This window comes from Actinomadura rugatobispora (genome assembly GCF_055379765.1).
The window spans coordinates 9,838,402-9,858,074 of the sequence record NZ_AP029191.1 but is presented as its reverse complement, the minus strand read 5'-3'; the positions used below and the strand labels follow the sequence as shown (position 1 = coordinate 9,858,074).

Here is a 19,673-nt window from a genome sequence, read left to right as displayed (position 1 = left end):
TCCGCCGCGTCCGGCGGCATCTTCTCACGATCACCCGTTTTCTGGAAACGTTTCCATAATGTTTACTCCAGCCAAAGGTTAAGCGCCCAGGTGGGCGGCGGGCGTTGGAAACGTTTCCATCGAAAGGTGCGACATGGCCGAGATCGTGCTGGAGCGGGTCGACAAGGTGTACGCCGGCGGCGTCAAGGCCGTCGACGGGCTGGACCTGGAGATCCGCGACGGCGAGTTCATGGTGCTGGTCGGCCCGTCGGGCTGCGGCAAGTCCACCGCGCTGCGGATGATCGCCGGGCTGGAGGAGATCAGCGGCGGCACCATCTCCATCGGCGAGCGGGTGGTCAACGACCTGGCGCCCAAGGACCGCGACATCGCCATGGTCTTCCAGAACTACGCCCTCTACCCGCACATGACCGTCGAGCAGAACCTGGCGTTCGGCCTGAAGCTGCGCGGGGTGTCCAAGGAGGAGCGCGCCAAGAAGGTGCGGGAGGCCGCCAAGATGCTCGGCCTCGAGCAGTTCCTGTCGCGCAAGCCGGCCGCGCTGTCGGGCGGCCAGCGGCAGCGGGTGGCGATGGGCCGCGCGATCGTCCGGGAGCCGCAGGCGTTCCTGATGGACGAGCCGCTGTCCAACCTGGACGCCAAGCTGCGCGTGTCGATGCGCGCCTCGCTCAGCCAGCTGCACGAGCGGCTCAAGGTCACCACGGTGTACGTCACCCACGACCAGGTCGAGGCCATGACGCTGGGCGACCGGGTGTGCGTGCTGCGCGAGGGCAGGCTGCAGCAGGTCGACACGCCGCAGCGGCTGTTCGACAACCCGGTGAACCTGTTCGTGGCCGGGTTCATCGGCTCCCCCGCGATGAACTTCGTGGAGGCCGACCTCACCGGCGGCGACGCGGGCGTGCAGGTGTCGTTCGCCGGCTACACCCTGCCGGTGCCCGGCGGGCTGCTGGAGGGCAGGCCGGGGCTGGACGGCTACGTGGGCCGGAAGGTGATCCTGGGCGTGCGGCCCTCGGACTTCGAGGACGCCGCGCACGCCAAGCCCGACTGGGCGCCGCTGAGCGCCACCAGCAGCGTCACCGAGGAGCTGGGCAGCGAGATCAACGTGATCTTCACCATCGACGCGCCGCCGGTGGAGCACAAGGACACCGCCGACCTGGCCGAGGACGCCGCCGAGGGCGAGAGCGAGGCGATCCCGCTGGTGGAGAACAAGGCGCTGTGGACCGCCCGGGTCAACGCCCGCTCGCACGTGCGTCCCGGCCAGGACATCGAGCTGGCCGTCGACACCCACCGGCTGCACTTCTTCGACCCGGCCAGCGGCCTGGCGATCGGCCACCCCGACGCCGCCTCCGCGGACGTCGAGGTCACCAAGGCCTCGGCCTGACCGACCGTGGGAGGGGGACGGACCGCCTCCGGTCCGTCCCCCTCCCTCACTTCAGCGAGCCGGCCATGACGCCGCGGACGAAGTGGCGCTGGAAGGCGAAGAAGACCGCCAGCGGGACCAGCAGCGACAGGAACGCGCCCGGCGCCAGCACGTCGATGTTGCCGCTGAACTGCCGCGTCTGGGACTGCAGCCACTTGGTCATCGGCTGCGCCCCGGTGTCGGCGAACACCAGCGCCACCAGCAGGTCGTTCCACACCCACAGGAACTGGAAGACGGCCAGCGAGGCGATCGCCGGGGCGCCCAGCGGGAGGACTACGCGCCGCAGGATCGTCCGGTCCGAGCCGCCGTCCAGCCGTGCCGCCTCCAGCAGGTCGCGGGGGATGGCGGCGAAGAAGTTGCGCAGCAGGAAGATCGCGAACGGCAGGCCGAAGGCGACGTGGAACAGCACCACCCCGGCCACCGACCCGAACAGGTGCAGGCCGCCGATCCCGATCCGCCCGTACAGCTCGGCCACGGGGATCAGCGCCACCTGCACCGGCACCACCAGCAGGGTCACCACCAGCAGGAACAGCCGGTCGCGGCCGGGGAAGTCCAGCCAGGCGAAGGCGTAGGCGGCCGGCGCGGCGATGACCACCACCAGTGCCGTGGCGGGCACGGTGATGAGCACGGTGTTCCAGAACGAGTCCAGGAAGTCGGGCCGTTCCAGCAGCGCCGCGTACGCCTGCCCGGTGAGCTGCGACGGCGCGGTGAGCGCCCGCCACCAGCCGCCGGCGCTGTTGTCCTGCTCGGAGCGCAGCGAGGCGATCAGCAGCCCGAAGCTGGGGACCAGCCAGAACAGCGCGACCAAAATCAGGACGGCCTGCACGGCGCCGCCGCCGGCCCGCCGCGCCGCGCGCGCCGCGAGTCCGCCGCGGTTGCGGGCCGGGTTCCCGGTCTGGCCCCTGCGCCCGGTGCTCATGGGCGCTCCCGCCGCAGCCGCCGGAGGTTGAGCGCGGCGGCGGGCAGGACCAGCGCGAACAGCAGCACCGCGATCGCGCTGCCCACGCCCTGGTCGCCGCCGCCGCCGAAGGACTCGGTCCACATCCGGGAGGCCAGCACGGCGGCGCCGGGATCGCCGCCGCCGATGACGAAGACCAGGTCGAACACCTTGAGCACGTTGATGACCATCGTCACCAGCACCACCGCCAGCACGGGGGCCAGCAGCGGGACGGTGACGCTCACCAGGATCCGCCCCTCGCCGGCGCCGTCGACGCGTGCCGCCTCCAGCACGTCGCGGGGGACGGCGGCGAGCCCGGCGGAGATGAGGACCATCGCGAACCCGGCCCACACCCACAGGTAGGAGCCGATGATCGCGGGGGTGATGAGGGTGCCGCCGAGCCATTCGGCTCCCCCGTAGGCGGCGGCGAAGTTCTCCGGCGGCAGCCTGAGGGTGTAGAAGGCGCCGGGCTGGAGCCCGCGGACGGTGAACGTCCCGTCCGCCCTGGTGGTGGCCTTGCCGGCGACGGTTCCGGGCGGGTCGCCGCCACCGCCGGGCGGGCCGGCGCGGACGGCCTCGACGGTGAGGCCGGGCAGCCCGGTCTCGCCCGCGTCGGGACGGCCGGGCGTTCCTCCGCCGCCGCGGGTGAAGTCGAACCAGACGGTGCCGGTCAGCTCGCCCGGCCCGGCGCCGGGGGGCGGGCCGGCCGGTGCGGCGTCGCCGGGCAGGTGCTCGGGCCGGACGCGCAGCAGCGGGACGAGGGCGCCGCTTCCGGCGGCGAGCGGTGCGGGCGCGGCGACGGCACCGTCCGGTGCCCGCACCGGGAGGCCCGGGCCGGGACGGGGCGCCGCGCCGGGGTAGCCGCCGCCCCCGGTGAAGGTGTCGTGGACGGCGACCATCGCGGCGTTGGCGACGCCCTTGTCCGGGTCCTGCTCGTACACCAGGCGGAAGATCACTCCGGAGGCCAGGAAGGAGATGGCCATCGGCATGAACACCACCAGCTTGAACGCGGCGGCCCAGCGGATCCGCTCGGTGAGGACGGCGAACAGCAGCCCGGTGACGGTGACCAGGGTGGGGGCCGCCACGACCCAGATCGCGGTGTTGCGCACCGCGACCCGGTTGCCGGGGTCGCGGACGACCTCGGCGTAGTTGCCCAGGCCGACGAAGGTGTCGCCGGAGGCGTCGAAGAGGCTGCGGACGGCGGTGTGGGCGATCGGGTAGACCACCAGGAATCCCAGCGGCAGCAGGGCCGGGACCAGGAACAGCAGGGCCGTCCACGGCAGCGGTCGGCCCCTGGGCCGGCGCGGCCCCGCCGCCTTGCGGCGTGCGGTGCCGCGCCGGGCGGTGCCGCGCCGTCCTCGGGGGGCCGCCTCGCGGGAGGGGTCGTCGTGCAGTGCCCTCATGGGGGTCGTCCGCCCCGGCCTAGCTGTCGTAGGCCTTGGCGGCGGCGGCCTCGAGCCGTTCCTGGGCGCCCTTGACGTCGGAGGGCCGCTGCAGGAATCCGCGCAGCTCCTCCCACATGCCCTGGCCGGGGGTGCCGCCGAACGCGGCGGGGGTCAGGTCGGACAGGTCGTAGCGGGCGTTGTCCCCGGCCTGCTGGAGCTGGGTGATGAGCTGGCGGGCGACGGGGTCGGCGTAGGCGCCGGGGGCCACGCCCTTGTTGGGCGACAGGTAGCCGCCCAGCCCGGCCCAGATCCGTCCGGCGTCGGGCGAGGCGAGGAAGCGCATCAGTTCCATGGCGCCCTTGCCGTCCTTGAGCGCGACGGCGATGTCGCCGCCGAGCATGGCGGGGGCGGTGTCCCCGGCCGCGGGGAAGGCGAACACCTTGGCGTCGGTGCCGACCTTGGCGCGGGTGGTGCCGATGTTGGCGGCGGCGAAGTCGCCGCCGTAGACCATCGCGGCCTTCTCCTGGCCGAACACCTCGGTCACCGAGGCGTCGAACTTGGTCTTGGTGGCCTGGGCGGGGCCGCCCGCGACCAGGTCCGGCCGTCCCCAGATCTCGGCGAGCGTCCGCAGCGCGCGGGCGACGGTGGGGTCGGTCCACTTGGTCCGGTGGTCGGCGAGGCGGTCGTAGGCGGCGGGGCCGGCCTGGGAGAGGTAGACGTTCTCGAACCAGTCGGTGAGCGTCCAGGAGTCCTGGGGGCCGGCCGCCAGGGTGAAGGGGGTGGTGCCGGAGTCGCGGACGGTGCCGGCGGCCTTCACCAGGTCGGCCCAGGTCCGCGGGGGCTGCACGCCGGCGTCGGCGAGGACCTGCGGCCGGTACCAGATGATCGATTTGTAGGCGGCCTTGACCAGGACGCCGTAGTTGCGGCCCTTGGCCGAGCCCAGTTCCTTCCAGTAGGGCGGGTAGTTCTGGTCGACCTGCCGGGTGACCTCGGGCGACAGCGGTTTGAGCGAGCCCTTGGCCGCGTACTGCCGCATGAGGCCGGGCTGCGGCAGGATCGCCACGTCCGGGGGCCGGCCGGCCTGGAGCCGGGGGCCGAGGAAGGCGTCGGTGTTCTCGCCGGTGGGCGCGTAGGCGACGGTGGCGCCGGTCCGCTTCTCGAACTCCTTGAGGACCTTGCGGAAGTTGGCCTCCTCCGGCCCGGTCCATTTGGCGGCGACCTCGATCTTCACGCCCTTCAGCGCGCCGCCGCCCGCGGGGGCCGCGCTGTCCTCGCCGCCTCCGCCGCATCCGGCGGCGGCCAGCAGCCCCGCCCCCGCCACGGCCACGGCCATACGCCCGCTGACCCTCATCCTCGTCCTCCCTGGTCGGCACGGTGGCGGCGCCGTGCCGGGCCCGGGGGATCCCCGGTCCCGGCGCGGCGCGCGCCCGTGAACCCGCGCGATGCGGGCTCCTCACCCCGGCGGGGCGACGCCCGGCCCGGGACGGCGCCCGGGTCGCACAGGGCGGGACGATCGTCCGCAAGAGGGCACGGTCGGCGCCAGTCACTCCGGGACGGATATTCGGCCGCCGCTTTGTACCGGACGGAGGAGAGAGGACCTCAGGGGCTCAGTCGACGATCACGGTCTCCCGCGGGGTGTGGTTCATCCGCTCGAACCCGTCCTGGGTGCACACCACGATGTCCTCGATGCGGGCGCCGTGCGCGCCGGGGTAGATGCCCGGCTCGATCGAGAACGCCATGCCGGGCGCCAGCGGCTCGGTGTTGCCCGCGACGATGTAGGGGTCCTCGTGGGTCTCCAGGCCGATGCCGTGGCCGGTGCGGTGGAAGAAGTGCCCGCCGTACCCGGCGGCGGCGATGATGTCGCGGCCCGCGGCGTCCACGGCCTCGGGGGTGGCGCCGGCGCGCACCGCCCGGCAGGAGGCCTCCTGCGCCTCGCGCAGCACGTCGTAGTAGGCGGCGTAGTCGGCGGGGGGCTCGCCCACGCAGTAGTTGCGGGTGGAGTCGGAGCAGTAGCCGCTGGGCATGGTGCCGCCGATGTCGACCACCACCGGCTCGCCGGGCCGGATGACGCGTTCGGACAGCTCGGCGTGCGGGTTGGCGCCGTTGGGGCCGGATCCGACGATGACGAAGTCGACGCCGTCGTGGCCCTCGGCGATGATCGCGTCGGCGATGTCCCGGCCGACCTCCCGCTCGGTGCGGCCGGGCTTGAGGAATCCGGGGATCGCGCGGTGCACGCGGTCGATCGCCGCGCCCGCCTCGCGCAGCGCGGCGACCTCGGCGGCGCTCTTGCGCATCCGCAGCTCCCGCAGCACGCCGCCGGCGGCGACCTGTTCGGCGCCGGGCAGGGCGGCCCGGAAGCGCAGCGCCATGACCGCCCACATCCGGTCGGCGACCGCGACCTTGGCCACGTCCCGCGGCAGCCGCGCGGCGACGAGCGCGAACGGGTCGTCGGTCTCGTCCCAGGGCACCAGCTCCACGCCCAGCGACCCGGCCGGGGACTCCCGCGCGGCGGGCAGCTCCAGGCGGGGCACCACCAGGAACGGGTCCCGGTCGGCCGGGACGACCAGGCAGGTGAGCCGCTCCAGCGGCAGCGCGTCGTAGCCGGTGACGTAGCGCAGGTCGGGTCCGGGCGTCAGCAGCAGCGCGCCCAGCCCGGCCTCGTCCGCGGCCCGGCGCACCTGGGCGAGCCTCTCCCGCGGATACAACTCCTTCGTCACATCCGTCTCCATGTCGATCGCGGCGGTTCCGGCCTGCCGCCGGGTGCCGCCGCTCCCTCCCCTCGCGTGTCGGCCCGGTCGTGCCGCCGGGCCAGGGTCGCAACGGGTCCAGGATCGCAGGCGGCGCGGCCCGCGCCGTACCGCGGACCGTCGGCGGGGCGTGCGACGATGTGGGGCATGGCGAGCGGGGAACACAGCATGAGGGAGCCGGCGGGGCGCGGCGACGCCCGGACCGGCCAGCGGGGCACGGGACGAGCGGGGGGCACGGCATGGGCGGGTTGATGCTGCTGGACACGCCGTCGCTGTACTTCCGCGCCTTCTTCGGGGTGCCCGAGTCGGTGACGGCGCCGGACGGGACGCCGGTGAACGCGGTGCGCGGCCTGGTCGACATGATCGCGCGGCTGGTGCAGGACCGGCGGCCCGACCGGCTGGTGTGCACCATGGACGCCGACTGGCGGCCGGAGTTCCGGGTGGCGGCGCTGCCGTCGTACAAGGCGCACCGGGTGGCCGACGACGGCGGCGACCAGACGCCCGACGCGCTGGAGGCGCAGCTGCCGGTGATCGACGCGGTGCTGGCGGCGTTCGGGCTGGCCACGGCGGGCGTGCCGGGGTACGAGGCCGACGACGTGATCGGCACCCTGGCGGTGCGGGGGGCGGAGCGGGGCCCGGTCGACATCGTCACCGGCGACCGCGACCTGTTCCAGCTGGTGGACGAGCGCGGCCCGGTCCAGGTCCTCTACACCGCGCGCGGCATCCGCAACCTGCAGGTGATGGGCGAGAAGGAGGTCGCGGCCAAGTACGGCATCCCCGGCCGCGGTTACGCCGACTACGCGACGCTGCGGGGCGATCCCAGCGACGGCCTGCCGGGGGTGCCGGGGGTGGGCGACAAGACCGCCGCGGCGCTGGTGACCCGGTTCGGGTCGCTGGAGGGGATCGTGGCGGCGCTGGAGTCGGGGTCGGCGGAGGGCTTCCCGGCGGGGGCGCGGCGCAGGATGGAGGCCGCCGGCGACTACCTGGCGGCGGCGCGGACGGTGGTGCGGGTGGTCACCGACATCGACGACCCGGCGCTGCGCGACCTGGACGACCGGCTGCCCGCGGCGCCGCGCGATCCGGAGGCGGTGGTGGAGCTGGCCGACCGGTGGAACCTCTCGGGGCCGGTCAACCGGCTGCTGAACGCACTGGCCCCGTCCTGACGGAAATCTGACGGTTCGGCAAGGCCGTCCTGTCGAATGTGTCAGATGACGCAGACAGTCGGTGCCCCGGGGAGCAGCATCCTGCTCGATGACGGGGTTGCCTGGGAGATGTGGACGGCACGATCATGCGGCCGCCGGAGCGGCGCGGGCCTTACCCGCGGCGGGCCGGAGGGCCGGCGGATGAACGGGCCGGCGCTCGCGGCACTGGGCCTTACCGCCCCACTCCCCCCAACTGCCGCGGGCGCCGGTTCCCCGTGACATCCCACTTGCCAGGAGGGCATGGCGAAGGTCCACTGGAGTCAGCCTCACCCCGACCCCGGACCCTCCCCCGCGGAGGGCACAGGAAACGGAATCACCCGTGACGGAAAGGACCTCCCTGCCGAGCGACAGCGCCCCGGGCCGCCCGGACGGCTTCTGGGACGCGCTGGACGACACGCAGCGCGCCGCGCTGCGCCACGTCTCGCGCCCGCGCACGTACCCGGCCAAGAAGCCGCTGTGCTACCAGGGCGACGAGTCCGACCACATCATCATCATCGAGGACGGCTGGGCGAAGGTGACCTCGTCCACCGAGGACGGCCACGACGTCGTGCTGGCCGTGCGCGGCCCGGGCGACCTGGTCTGCGAGAGCGCGGTGCTGGGCAGCCGGCTGCGGTCGGCGACGGTGACCGCGCTGAGCCCGGTGCGGGCGCTGGTGGTCCCCGCGGCCCGCTTCACCGGGTTCCTGGACGCGCACGCGGGCGTGTGGCGGCTGGTCAGCGGCACCTTCGTGCGCAGGCTCGACGACGCCGACCAGCGGCTGCAGGCGCACGTGGCGGCCAAGGGCGCGCAGCGGCTGGCGCTGCTGCTGGCCAACCTGGCCGAGCTGTCGGCCCGGCACACGCCGCCGGCGCCCGACGGCAGCATCGAGATCGCCCCGCCGCTGTCGCAGGAGGAGCTGGGCAGCTGGATGGACGCCTCGCGCGAGACGGTCGCGCGGGCGCTCAACAGCCTCCGGGCGCTGGGGCTGGTGCGGACGGGGTGGCGGCGGATCACGGTCGTCGACCTGCCGGGCCTGCGCGCCTACGCGCAGGGCCGCCCGGCCTCCTGACGCCCCTCGGATCGCGGGGATCAGCGGCGGGCGGTGCGGCGGCGGTTCCAGCCGCGGCGGCGCCAGTCGGTGCCCGCGCCGACGCCGGCCAGGTGCAGGGCGATCAGCAGCAGGCCGACCGTGATGAGGGTCTGGTAGTCGAAGGGGTCGGAGGCGACGTCGGCCAGGTCGAGCAGCAGGGCCAGGCCGAAGACGCCGGCCGCGACGATCGCGAGCATGGAGACCTCCCGTAGGTGGCGTATCCCCGAGTGCACATCCGATGTCCGAAAAGTCGCCCGGCAAACCTGGGGGCGTCCGGGCGCGGGAAAACCGCATGCGTCCGGGTGTCCGAAACCACTACGGTCGTTTCGTCCGAACGGGAGGAAACGTGCCGAGACTCAATCAGATCATCGCCGTGGAGAAGGGCGTGAAGGCCAAGGCGCTGCGGGAGCTCACCGACGCGCACCACACCGTGCAGAAGCAGCCCCTGCTCTCGGGCATCTCCCGGACCTACCAGCCCAAGGACGAGGACGGCGAGCAGCTGCCGCCGGAGTCGACCCGGGTGCAGGTGAAGGCCGAGGAGGTGCTGCGGCAGGCGGCCGCGACGCTCACCCGGCTGTTCGACGTGACCGCGACCAAGGACTGGACCAACTGCGTCGCCCGGGCCGACGTCACCGTCGACGGCCGGGCGCTGCTGCGCGACGTGCCGGTCACCTACCTGCTGTTCCTGGAGAAGCAGCTGGTCGACCTGCAGACCTTCGTCAAGAAGCTGCCGGTGCTGGACGCCGCGGAGTCGTGGACGTTCGACGGCTCGACCGACGGCTGGAAGACCGAGCCGGTCCGCACGGTGAAGACCAAGAAGGTCCCCTTCAACCACGTCAAGGCCGAGGCGACCGACAAGCACCCGGCGCAGGTCGAGGTGTTCTACGAGGACGTGGCGGTCGGCTACTGGACGACGGTGAAGTTCTCGGGGGCGCTGCCGGCGCGGCGCGTCAACGAGCTGCTGGAGCGGGTCGAGAAGCTGCAGCAGGCGGTCAAGTTCGCGCGCGAGGAGGCCAACGGCACCGAGGCCGACGAGCGCGGCGTGGGCGAGGTGGTCTTCGGCTACCTGTTCGGTTAGAGTCGCAGACTCCCCCGTGTGGAGCGCGGGGGTGCGCCCCACAAGGGCGCGAAGCTGAAACTGAGACGTCAGCCTGATCCACACGGTGTTCAGTGGGGGTTCGAGTCCCTCCCCCGGCACGTTCGCGCCGGGGTGGCCCAACCGGTAGAGGCAGCCGTGAGCAAACTCAGACTCTCGCTCCAGCTTCAGCATTCACCGCCGATCGCCGGATCGAACGGGCACGGACGTTGATCGCCGGGTTGCGGGTTCAACTCCCGCTCGCTCCTCTCATGGGGCGATAGCTCAACCGTAGAGCACGGCGACATGAGGATTGATCCGCGTCCTTAAACGCGCCGGCGTGTGCACGTGGCGGTAACCAGGGGCCCGGAGGCAGGGAACGCCTCCGGGCCCCACCTGTTCGCGGCGGGTTCCGGTGGGACGAGTGTGAGGAAAGAGATTTCTCGGGCCTGGCGGCCGAGTAACGCCGGGCCGGCGAGGGAAATGCATTTTATAATCCGCCCGTTGCGCTTTGAATCGACTCCGGTATGGGGACACCTCTATCCAAGGGATATGACGAGGTCTCCGGGTGAGGACGATGCGGCGGTGCACCGGGTTCGGCGCGGTGATCGCCCCCCGGGCGCCGGGCGCTACGGAGGTTCGTGCTGCTCCGGGCCCCCGGGCGGCGTGCGGTCCCGTCCTGCTGCGGTGGTGCCGTGCGGGCCCTGAGGGGCGGGCGGTGTCCGGTCGTCCGCCCGGTCCGGCGGCGTCCGGTCCGCGATCAGGGCGGCCGCCTTAACGCGTCGCGGGCGGGCGCGGCGGCGAAATAAAGCCGCCCGTCCCATGATCATATTTCCGGAATTCGCGGGGTTTCGTGATCGCGTTTCCTGACGCGTGAAACGACCCTGTTCCGGAATCTTCTCCGGCATCTCTCGACACCTTTCCGACATGCGCGGGCGGGTTTTCGTCCTTCGAGGGGTGCCCGTTCAGCGGACGCCTGCGCCTTTTTTCGCGTCCCACCCCAGCTGTCGCTCGCTCCCGAAAGGCTCCCGCCTTGTCTCGTTCGACCGTCCCCGCTTTGCTCGGGGCATTGATCCTGCTCGTGTGCCTGGCCGTGACCGGCCCGGCGACCTCTCCCGCAGTCGCCGGCCTCGCGCCGCAGGCGCGGGTGGTGGAGGAGCGCGCGGCCGGTCCGCGCGCGCTCGACCTGACCATCGAGTCCCCCGCGATGGGCCGCCGTGAGATGGTGCGCCTGCTGCTGCCGCGGGGCTGGTCGCGCGGCTCCTCGCGGACGTGGCCGACGCTGTGGCTGCTGCACGGCGGCGCCGACGACTACACCGCCTGGACGCGCGAGACCGACGTGGAGGAGCTGACCCGGGACCAGGGGGTGCTGGTGGTCATGCCGAACGGAGGCCGGTGCGGGAACTACTCCGACTGGTGGAACTACGGGGACGGCGGCCCGCCCGCCTGGGAGCGGTTCCACATGACCGAGGTCCGGGGGATCCTGGAACGCGGCTACGGCGCCGGGAAGCGGCGCGTGATCGCGGGCAACTCCATGGGCGGGCTGGGCACGATGCTGTACGCGGCCCGGTTCCCCGGGGCGTTCCGTGCGGCGGCGGCGTTCAGCGGCTACCTGCACACCCTGCACGGGCACCGCCCGGGGGACGATTCGGTGGGGTGGGGCACCTCGCTGGTGTGCCCTGGTACGGACTGGCGGCGGGTGTGGGGGGATCCGGACGACCAGGCGGCGATCTGGCACGCGCACAATCCCTATGACCTGGCCGGGCGGCTGGCGGGCGTGCGGCTGTGGGTGGCGTGCGGCACGGGCCGTCCCGGGCCGCTGGACGGGCTCTCGCTGTCCGACCCGATCGAGGCGGCGGCCTACGAGCACGCGCGCGCGTTCACCGGCCGCCTGCGCGCGCTGGACATCCCGGTGACGACGCGCTTCTATGACGGGCGGCACGACTGGCCGTACTGGCAGCGGGAGCTGCACCGGGCGTATCCGATGCTGCTGGAGGCTCTGGAGCGGTGAGCGCGTGAAGGGACCGGGCGGCGGTGGCGGTGCGGCACTGGCCGTCGATGGGGACGGCAACGAGCTGACCCGCTTCGAGCGGATCGCCGAGACCGGGCTGGCGGCGGTCGGCGCGGAGGGGGCGGGGGACGGTCCGCTGACGCTTTCGCTGGTGGCGGTGTGGTGCGGAGGGCGGCTGCTGATGGTGTTCGGCCGCCACCGGCAGGCCTGGGAGCTGCCCGGCGGGATGATCGAGGCCGGGGAGGGCGCGCGTGCGGCGGCCGTCCGGGAGCTGCGGGAGGAGACCGGGCTGCGGGTGGCCGATCCGGTCTTCGCGGGGCGGGCGCGGTTCGTGCTGGGGGCGGCGCGGCTGGTGGAGTACGCGGCGGTCTACTCCGCCCAGGTGGGCGCCGAGGCGGAGCGGGCGAGCCTCCGGTTCGTCCCGGACGAGGAGATCGCGGCGGTCGGCTGGTGGGAGGGGTCGTCCCCGCGGGACGGCCAGGGCGGGCTGGCGGGCCGGGTGCAGCCGCTGGACGTCGCGCTGGGGCTCCTGGCGGCCCGCCCGCCGCGCCGCTGAGCACCGAGGCGGCGCGGCGGTCAGGCGGCGGGTTCGATGTCGAGGACGTGGCCGAGTTCGGCGGTGATCTCGGCGTTGAGGCGGTAGGCGCGCTTGACCTCGTCGACGATCCTGGCGCGTTCCACCTCGTCCCAGGGGGCGGCGTCCAGGAGGGCGCGGTACTGCTCCTTGAAGGTCTTGGGCGCGCCGGGGAAGCGGTAGAAGCGCACGCCGTCCTCACCGGCGGCGAGCCCGAGGATCTTGCGGACCTGGACGCCCATGTACTGGCCGCCGGACAGGTCGCCGAGGTAGCGGGTGTAGTGGTGGGCGACGAAGCCGCCGGGCCAGTCGAAGCACACCTCGCGCAGGCGGTCGCAGTAGCGGCGGGTGGCCTGGAGGCCGGCGTCGCGGTCGATGCGGTCGATACGGTCGCGCCAGTCCGGCCCGTACAGGAAGGCCAGGTCGGCCTCCAGGGCGTCGCGCCTGCTCAGGCCGTCGAGGGCGAACGCGCCGGCGACGGGGTCGCCGGACATCCGGTCGGCGGCCTGTTCGAGGAGGTCGTAGACGGGGTGGAGCTGGGCGACCAGCGCGGCGTACTGCTCGCGGCCCAGGCGCCCGTCGAACAGCGCGGACATGTAGGTGGAGGTGCCGGTGCCGTCGTGGTCGCTCTTGGTGGCCTCGCGCAGTTCCTGCGCGAAGCCGCTTTCCTGGTCGGCCATGTCGGGCTCGCCTCCTCCGCCTCGCGGCATCGATCAACTGTTAGGCTAGCCTTACCTAACTCGTCGCGCCAGAGAGTGCTGACATTTTTCCGACGCCACGTCGGCTACTTTACCGACGCAGCGTCGGAATGCCCAGTCCGGGCCGTCAGTGGGGCCGTTGCGGCGCGATGCCGAGGGCCTGGCGGGCCTCGGTGGCCATGCGGACGACCTCCTGGCGGACCTGGGCCCGCTCGGTCAGCCGCCCGCTCCAGGGGATGCGGACGGGGACGTCCTTGCCGTCGACGGTCGCGGCGAAGTCGATGCCGTCGGCGTCCAGGCCGGTCATGCGGGCGGCGCGGGCGTCGGGCCGCCCGCCCAGGGCGCGGCAGATGGTGGCGCAGTCCTCCGCGTGGTCCTGGTTCATGTGCCGTGTGATCTGCTGCACGACCTCGGGGCCGAACGGGTCTGCTTCGCCCATACGTCTACCTTTCCCCTCATTTCGGTTTTCTTCCGGCATGGCCACCCTAACGACTGAACCGTCCGGGACCCGCGGCGCGTACAGGCGGGCAGACTCGCGACTCTCGGCTGGGGATGGGGGCTCATTTGGGTTCAGGTCCTCGATGAACAGGGCGGACGGCGACGATGGCATGGCCGCGGACCTGTGGCGGCGGCTGCTGGCCGCGCTGGAGTGCCCGTGCGCGGTGTGCGGGGGCACGGGGAAGGTGCTCAGCGACGCCTGGAAGGTGTGGCACGAGCGGGCGGGCGAGCTGATCAGGGTCGCGCAGGCGGCGCACAAGGCGACGACCCTGCAGCAGCAGCCCGCGGCGTCCCGCAACGGCGTCCCGCAGGCCGCCGGCGGCCCGGGCGGCCCGACCGGCCCTCCCGCCGGTCCCGGTCCTCCTTTCGGTCCGGGCGGCCCCGGCGGGGCGGGCGGGACCGTTCCAGCTCAGGTTCCGCAGGCGTTGCGGCAGACGACGCCGCAGGGCGTCCCGCAGATCGCGCCCGCCGCCGCGCGGGCCGCCGCTCCCCCGGTGGGACGGCCGGTGGCGGCGGCGGGCGGGAGCCCGGCGCTCGATCCGTCCGGGGGCGGTCCGGCGGGTGAGGGCCATGGCGGGGCGCCGGCGGTGGTGGCGGCGATCGACCGGGCGATCGACGATCACGTGCGGGCGCGGCCGCCGGGGCCGGAGCAGGTGGCGTGCGAGGCGTGCGAGGGGTGCGGAAGGGCGCTGACGGCGGCGGGGGTGGGGTTGACGGAGTTCCTGGCGCGGCACGGGCTGGTGTGGGCGGGGCCGGGGGTGAACGGGCGGGGCGGTGAGCCCGTACAGCCGGGGGACGGCCCGTTTCCGACACCTCCGCGGGGGCAGCTGTGACCACGACCGATGGCAGGCCGCCGGTGAAGGCGCCGGCGAGCGGCGGCGAGGCGTCCGTCTCCGCGGACGCCGCGGGGTCGCGTCCGGCGGCTCCCTGGCCGTTGGCGGCCGCGGCGGCGTTGCTGGTGCTGGCGCTGGTGGTGCGGTTCGGCGGGGCGTTCAGCGCGGAGGTGGTGCCGGGGCTGACGCGGACGGGGGCGCTGACCAAGGGCGGGCTGGCGGTCGCGGAGCTGGCGGCGCACGCCTGCGGAGCGGTGACGGTGGGGTGGCTGCTGCTGGTCGCGGTGTTCCTGCCGGCCGGGGCTCCGGTGCCCGTGGTGCGGCGGTTCCTGCGGGCGGCGTCGCTGTGGGCGGGGGCGTGGGCGCTGTGCGTGCTGGCGGTGGTGATGTTCTCGGTGTCGGACCTGTTCGGGGTGCCGGTGACGACGGGGGTCACCGGGAACATGCTGCGGACGTTCCTGCTGGAGTTGTCCCAGGGGCGGGCTCTGCTGGCGGTGGCCGTGGCGGCGGTCGCGGCGGCGGTGGCGGCGCAGGCGGCGTCGACGCCGGGCGGCGCGGGGTACGCGCTGGTGGTGGCTCTGGGCGGGCTGGTGCCGCCGGTGTTCACCGGGCATGCGGCGGGTGCGTCCTTTCACGCGGCGGCGGTGTACAGCCTGGTGGCGCATGTGCTGGCGGCGGCGTTGTGGGTGGGGGGCCTGGTGGTGCTGGTGGCGGTCGCGCGCAACCCGCTGGCGGTGGCGGGGGGCTGGGGGCTGGGGGCGGTGGTGGCCCGGTACAGCCGGTTGGCGGCGGTGTGTTTCGCGGCGGTGGCGGTGAGCGGGGCGGTGAACGCGTGGATCCGCCTGGGCGGGTGGGACTTGGGGTCGCGGTACGGGGCGCTGGTGGCGGCGAAGGCGGCGGCTCTGGCGGGCCTGGGAGCGCTGGGGTGGTGGCATCGGCGGGTGAGCCTTCCGGCGCTGCGGGCGGGCGGGGGGCGAGGGGTGTTCGTGCGGGTCGCCGCGGTGGAGGTCGTGGTGATGGCGGCGACGATGGCGCTGGCGACGGGGCTGTCGCGGACGCCTCCGCCGGAGGTGCCGCAGGGGACGCTGGACCCGGTGGCGCTGCGGCTGGGCTTCCCGCTGCCGGGCCCGCCCTCGTGGGGGGCCTACCTGCTGGAGTGGCGGATCGATTCGCTGCTGTCGGTGTTGGTGCTGGTGGCGGCGGTGCTGTACGCGGCGGGGTTGCGGCGCGTGGGACGGTCGTGGCCGTTGGGGCGGGTACTGGCCTGGTACGGGGGGCTGGCGTTGATGCTGCTGGTCACCTGCGGAGGGCTCGCCCGCTACAGCATGGTGCTGTTCAGCGCGCATGTGGTGCAGCATCTGGTGCTGAGCCTGGTGGTGCCGGTGCTGTTGCTGCTGGGGGCTCCGGTGTCGCTGGCGTTGCGTTCACTGCCGAGGGTGTCGGGGGGCGGGCGTTCGGCGCGCGAACTGCTGGTGGCGGTGTTGCGGAGCCGGGCGCTGGCGTTGGCGTGCCGCCCGGTGGCGGCGCCGGTGGTGTTCGTGGCGGGCCTGTACGGGTTCTACCTGTCCCCGGTGTTCGAGGCGTCGTTGCGCAATCACGCGCTGCATTCGCTGGTGATGGCGATGTGGGTGGTGTCGGCGCTGGCGTATCTGTGGCCGGTGCTGGGCGTCGATCCGCTGCCGGGGCGGCCGTCGCCGCGGGTGCGTTTCGCGCTGGCGGCGGTGATGGTCCCGTTCCCGGCGCTGTTCGGCGCGGTGGTGGCGGGCCGGGGCGGGGTGCTGGCGGCGGACTGGTACGGCGGACTGGGCCGGACGTGGGGCGACGCGCTGGCGCGGGATCAGCGCGTGGGCGCCGGTCTGGCATGGGCCCTGGGCGAGGTCGCGGCACTGGCCGTGCTCGCGGCCCTGACGCACCACTGGCTCCGCACCACCACCGCGGCCGCCCGCCCACCTGCGACTCCCGTCCCCTCCGCGACACCCGTCGCCCCCGCGCCTGCGAAGGTCGCGGGGGCCGCGTGTTCTGGGGCTTCGGGGGCGGAGGGCGGGCGGGTGGGTCAGGCGACGGAGGAGTAGGCGACGACGCCTCGGCGCATGGTGTCCATGGCCTTGCGGGCGGTCTTGCGGATGTGGCTGTTGGGGGGTGCCGCGTCGGAGATCTGGCCGAGGAGGTCCAGGAGTTGTTTGACGGCGCGGACGAAGTCGCCGGCGGTCATGTCGGTCTCCAGGAGGACCTCGTCGAGTTCCTGGCCCTTGGCCCAGCGGTAGGCGGTCCAGGCGAAGCCGAGGTCGGGTTCGCGCAGGAAGGAGACGCGGTTGTCCTTTTCGATGCCGTCGAGTTCGCCCCAGAGGCGGACCATGGCGGCGAGGGCGTCGCGGCTGGGGCCGGTGGGGGTCTTGGGGGGTGCGGCGTCGTCGGGCTGGCGTGACTCGTAGACGAGGGCGGAGACGCAGGCGGCGAGTTCGGCGGCGTCGAGGGTCTCCCAGACGCCGGCGCGCAGGCTCTCGGCGGTGAGCAGGTCGAGTTCGTTGTAGATGCGGCCGAGGCGGCGGCCTTCGTCGGTGACGGCGCCCTCGTGCAGGTAGCCGAGTTGTTCCAGGACGGCGCAGACGCGGTCGAAGGTGCGGGCGATGACCTGGGAGCGTCCTTCGACGCGGCGGCGCAGCTGCTCGGTCTCGCGTTCGAGGCGGAAGTAGCGTTCGGCCCAGCGGGCGTGGTCCTCGCGCTTGTCGCAGCCGTGGACGGGGTGGGCGCGCAACCGGGCGCGCAGGTCCCCGATCTCGGTGTCGTCGGTGGCGGGGGTGTCGCGGTGGCGGCGTTCCCGGACGTCGTCGGGGACCTTGTTGCGCAGGGTGGAGGCCAGGTCGCGGCGGGCCTGGGGGTTGCGGGGGCTGAAGGATTTGGGGATGCGGATGCGGTCGACGGGTTCGACGGCGCGGGGGAAGTCCTGGATGGACAGGCGCTGCACGGAGCGGTTGACGGTCAGGACGAGGGGGGCGGGGCCGTCGGAGCGGCGGCCGAGGCCGGGGTCGAGGACGACGGCGAGGCCGGAGCGGCGCCCGGAGGGGACGAGGATGACGTCGCCGGGGCGCAGGTGCTCCAGGGAGCGGGCGGCTTCGGCGCGGCGGGCGGAGGAGCGTTCGCGGGACAGTTCGGCTTCGCGGTCGGAGAGGCGGCGGCGGAGCGCGGCGTACTCCATGAAGTCGCCCAGGTGGCATTCGGCGGCTTCGGCGTAGCCGGTGAGGGCCTCTTCGTTCTTGTGGACCTGGCGGGCCAGGCCGACGACGGCGCGGTCGGCCTGGAACTGGGCGAAGGATTCCTCCAGGAGGGTGCGGGCGCGTTCGATGCCGACGGCGCCGACGAGGTTGACGGCCATGTTGTAGGAGGGCCGGAAGCTGGAGTTGAGGGGGTAGGTGCGGGTGCCGGCGAGGCCGGCGACGGAGTTGGGGTCGACGCTGGGGGTCCACACGACGACGGCGTGCCCTTCGACGTCGATGCCGCGGCGGCCGGCGCGCCCGGTGAACTGGGTGTACTCGCCGGGGGTGAGGTCGACGTGGGCCTCGCCGTTCCATTTGTCGAGTTTCTCGATGACGACGGTGCGCGCGGGCATGTTGATGCCCAGGGCGAGGGTCTCGGTGGCGAAAACGGCCTTGATGAGGCCGCGGGTGAACAGTTCCTCGACGATCTCCTTGAAGGTGGGGAGCATGCCGGCGTGGTGGGCGGCGATGCCGCGTTCCAGTCCGGCCAGGAAGTCGTCGTAGCCGAGGACGCGCAGGTCGTCGGGGGCGATGTCGGCGGTGCGCAGTTCGGCGTGGGCGCGGATCTCCTCGGCCTCTTCTATGGAGGTGAGGCGGAGGTTGGCGTTGAGGCACTGCAGGACGGCGGCGTCGCAGCCGGCGCGGGAGAAGACGAAGGTGATGGCGGGCAGCAGGCCGGCGCGTTCGAGGCGTTCGATGACGTCGGGGCGGGCCGGGGGACGGAACCGCTGGGGGCGGGGGGCGCGGCGGCGTCCGGTGCGGCGGCCCTGGTTGACCTTGGCGCGGCGGACCTCTTCGACGGCCATCCGCTGCAGCTGGGGGTTGATGCGGGCGGGGCGGTCGCGGCCCTCCCGGCCGTCCCGGCCCTCGCCGCGGCCGTCGGCGGCGTCGGCGGGGTGGTCCTTGGGGCCGCCGCGGGAGGGGGTCTTGCCAGGTTTGCCGTTGCGGGCGGGCTTGCCGGGGCCGGTGTCGACGAACAGGTCGTAGAGGCGGGTGCCGACGAGCATGTGCTGGAAGAGGGGGACGGGGCGGTGCTCGTCGACGATGACGGCGGTGTCGCCGCGGACGGCCTGGAGCCATTCGCCGAATTCCTCGGCGTTGCTGACGGTGGCCGACAGCGCCACGATCCGGACCGAGTCGGGGACGTGGATGATGACCTCTTCCCAGACGGCGCCGCGGAAGCGGTCGGCGAGGTAGTGGACCTCGTCCATGACCACGAACGCCAGGCCGGAGAGGGTGGGCGAGGCGGCGTAGAGCATGTTGCGCAGGACCTCGGTCGTCATGACGACAATCGGGGCCTCGCCGTTGACGCTGTTGTCGCCGGTGAGCAGGCCGACCTTCTCGGGGCCGTAGCGGCGGACCAGGTCGGCGTACTTCTGGTTGGACAGCGCCTTGATGGGGGTGGTGTAGAAGCATTTGCCGCCGCCGGTGAGGGCGAGGTGGACGGCGAACTCCCCGACGACGGTCTTGCCGGAGCCGGTGGGCGCGGCGACCAGGACGCCGCTGCCCTCCTCCAGGACCCGGCAGGCCTCGAGCTGGAAGGCGTCCAGTTCGAAGTCGTAGAGGGTGCGGAAGTCCAGGAGGGCGGGGCCGTTCCCTGCGGTGCGCGTGCGGTAGGAGGCGTACCGCTGGGCCGGGGACTGCCCACCCAGGTCCTGCGTGTCGGGGGTGGTCATGGTTCGAGCCTACGGTTTGGACCGGCCCGATTCCCAATCCATAACGGGGCGGGGCGCGGCGTTCGCGCCCGGCTGATCGTCCGGCGGCGGCTCGGACGGCCTCCGGCCCCGGGCCTCACCCGCCCTGCGGGGGCCGCGGAATGCCCGGCGGCTCGGGGATCGGGAAGACGGCCTCCCCCGGCGGCACGCGGGCGCGGGCAGCGATCAGCCCGCGTCACCGCCGTGCACGATCGCTCGCGAAGGGGACTCGGCCGGCGGAACACCAGGCGGCCGCCGGGGGTGGACGACGTGCTCGGGACG

Annotated in this window: 16 protein-coding genes; 8 read left to right on the top strand and 8 right to left on the bottom strand. The window is 73.6% G+C overall.

The window, feature by feature from the left end; all coding sequences use genetic code 11:
* The first annotated feature begins 133 nt into the window (after positions 1-133).
* Positions 134-1,375, top strand: a complete 1,242-nt coding sequence (locus ACZ466_RS44320; RefSeq protein WP_378282247.1) for an ABC transporter ATP-binding protein — start codon at positions 134-136, stop codon at positions 1,373-1,375.
* Between the two features lie 46 nt (positions 1,376-1,421).
* On the opposite strand, the gene ACZ466_RS44315 is transcribed toward ACZ466_RS44320, so the two are convergent.
* The 4 genes from ACZ466_RS44315 to ACZ466_RS44300 all read right to left on the bottom strand — a co-directional run bounded on the left by ACZ466_RS44315 (position 1,422) and on the right by ACZ466_RS44300 (position 6,453).
* Entirely contained in the window at positions 1,422-2,333 is a 912-nt protein-coding gene (locus ACZ466_RS44315; RefSeq protein WP_378282248.1) for a carbohydrate ABC transporter permease, read from the bottom strand.
* Positions 2,330-3,754, bottom strand: coding sequence for a carbohydrate ABC transporter permease (locus ACZ466_RS44310; RefSeq protein WP_378282249.1), 1,425 nt, complete (start codon positions 3,752-3,754; stop codon positions 2,330-2,332). The genes ACZ466_RS44315 and ACZ466_RS44310 overlap by 4 nt, the downstream gene beginning before the upstream one ends.
* Before the next feature lie 19 nt (positions 3,755-3,773).
* Entirely contained in the window at positions 3,774-5,087 is a 1,314-nt protein-coding gene (locus tag ACZ466_RS44305) for an ABC transporter substrate-binding protein (protein WP_378282250.1), read from the bottom strand.
* Between the two features lie 256 nt (positions 5,088-5,343).
* The gene (locus ACZ466_RS44300) at positions 5,344-6,453 is read right to left on the bottom strand and encodes a M24 family metallopeptidase (protein WP_378282251.1); all 1,110 of its coding nucleotides are present in this window, start codon (positions 6,451-6,453) and stop codon (positions 5,344-5,346) included.
* Positions 6,454-6,722: 269 nt separating this feature from the next.
* Here ACZ466_RS44300 and ACZ466_RS44295 point away from each other — a divergent pair, with 269 nt between their 5' ends.
* Positions 6,723-7,646, top strand: coding sequence for a 5'-3' exonuclease (locus ACZ466_RS44295; protein WP_378282252.1), 924 nt, complete (start codon positions 6,723-6,725; stop codon positions 7,644-7,646).
* A gap of 358 nt (positions 7,647-8,004) precedes the next feature.
* Positions 8,005-8,733 (top strand): Crp/Fnr family transcriptional regulator, encoded by a 729-nt coding sequence (locus tag ACZ466_RS44290; RefSeq protein ID WP_378282253.1) that lies wholly within the window; start codon positions 8,005-8,007, stop codon positions 8,731-8,733.
* A gap of 20 nt (positions 8,734-8,753) precedes the next feature.
* On the opposite strand, the gene ACZ466_RS44285 is transcribed toward ACZ466_RS44290, so the two are convergent.
* Positions 8,754-8,951: a hypothetical protein gene (locus ACZ466_RS44285; RefSeq protein WP_378282254.1), complete on the bottom strand. Its 198-nt coding sequence runs from the start codon at positions 8,949-8,951 to the stop codon at positions 8,754-8,756.
* Positions 8,952-9,100: 149 nt separating this feature from the next.
* On the opposite strand from ACZ466_RS44285, the gene ACZ466_RS44280 reads away from it, so the two are divergent.
* The 3 genes from ACZ466_RS44280 to ACZ466_RS44270 all read left to right on the top strand — a co-directional run bounded on the left by ACZ466_RS44280 (position 9,101) and on the right by ACZ466_RS44270 (position 12,396).
* Positions 9,101-9,832: a DUF7873 family protein gene (locus ACZ466_RS44280; protein WP_378282255.1), complete on the top strand. Its 732-nt coding sequence runs from the start codon at positions 9,101-9,103 to the stop codon at positions 9,830-9,832.
* Between the two features lie 1,054 nt (positions 9,833-10,886).
* Positions 10,887-11,840 carry an alpha/beta hydrolase gene (locus tag ACZ466_RS44275; protein ID WP_378282256.1) on the top strand — a complete coding sequence of 318 codons (954 nt, stop codon included), beginning with the start codon at positions 10,887-10,889 and terminating at the stop codon, positions 11,838-11,840.
* 4 nt (positions 11,841-11,844) lie between these two features.
* Positions 11,845-12,396 carry an NUDIX hydrolase gene (locus ACZ466_RS44270; protein WP_378282257.1) on the top strand — a complete coding sequence of 184 codons (552 nt, stop codon included), beginning with the start codon at positions 11,845-11,847 and terminating at the stop codon, positions 12,394-12,396.
* Between the two features lie 20 nt (positions 12,397-12,416).
* On the opposite strand, the gene ACZ466_RS44265 is transcribed toward ACZ466_RS44270, so the two are convergent.
* Positions 12,417-13,094: a biliverdin-producing heme oxygenase gene (locus tag ACZ466_RS44265; protein WP_378282258.1), complete on the bottom strand. Its 678-nt coding sequence runs from the start codon at positions 13,092-13,094 to the stop codon at positions 12,417-12,419.
* 145 nt (positions 13,095-13,239) lie between these two features.
* A complete protein-coding gene (locus tag ACZ466_RS44260) occupies positions 13,240-13,551 on the bottom strand; it encodes a DUF2470 domain-containing protein (RefSeq protein WP_378282259.1) in 312 nt (103 codons plus the stop codon).
* Between the two features lie 142 nt (positions 13,552-13,693).
* On the opposite strand from ACZ466_RS44260, the gene ACZ466_RS44255 reads away from it, so the two are divergent.
* Together ACZ466_RS44255 and ACZ466_RS44250 are read left to right on the top strand one after the other, a co-directional pair.
* Positions 13,694-14,443, top strand: coding sequence for a hypothetical protein (locus tag ACZ466_RS44255; RefSeq protein WP_464041929.1), 750 nt, complete (start codon positions 13,694-13,696; stop codon positions 14,441-14,443).
* On the top strand, positions 14,440-16,515 hold the full coding sequence (locus ACZ466_RS44250) for a cytochrome c oxidase assembly protein (RefSeq protein WP_464041928.1): 2,076 nt from the start codon (positions 14,440-14,442) through the stop codon (positions 16,513-16,515). Before ACZ466_RS44255 ends, ACZ466_RS44250 begins: the two co-directional genes overlap by 4 nt.
* On the opposite strand, the gene ACZ466_RS44245 is transcribed toward ACZ466_RS44250, so the two are convergent.
* Complete coding sequence (locus ACZ466_RS44245; RefSeq protein WP_378282262.1) at positions 16,497-19,373, bottom strand: DEAD/DEAH box helicase; 2,877 nt, start codon at positions 19,371-19,373, stop codon at positions 16,497-16,499. The two genes, ACZ466_RS44250 and ACZ466_RS44245, sit on opposite strands and share 19 nt — an antisense overlap.
* Between the last annotated feature and the right edge of the window lie 300 nt (positions 19,374-19,673).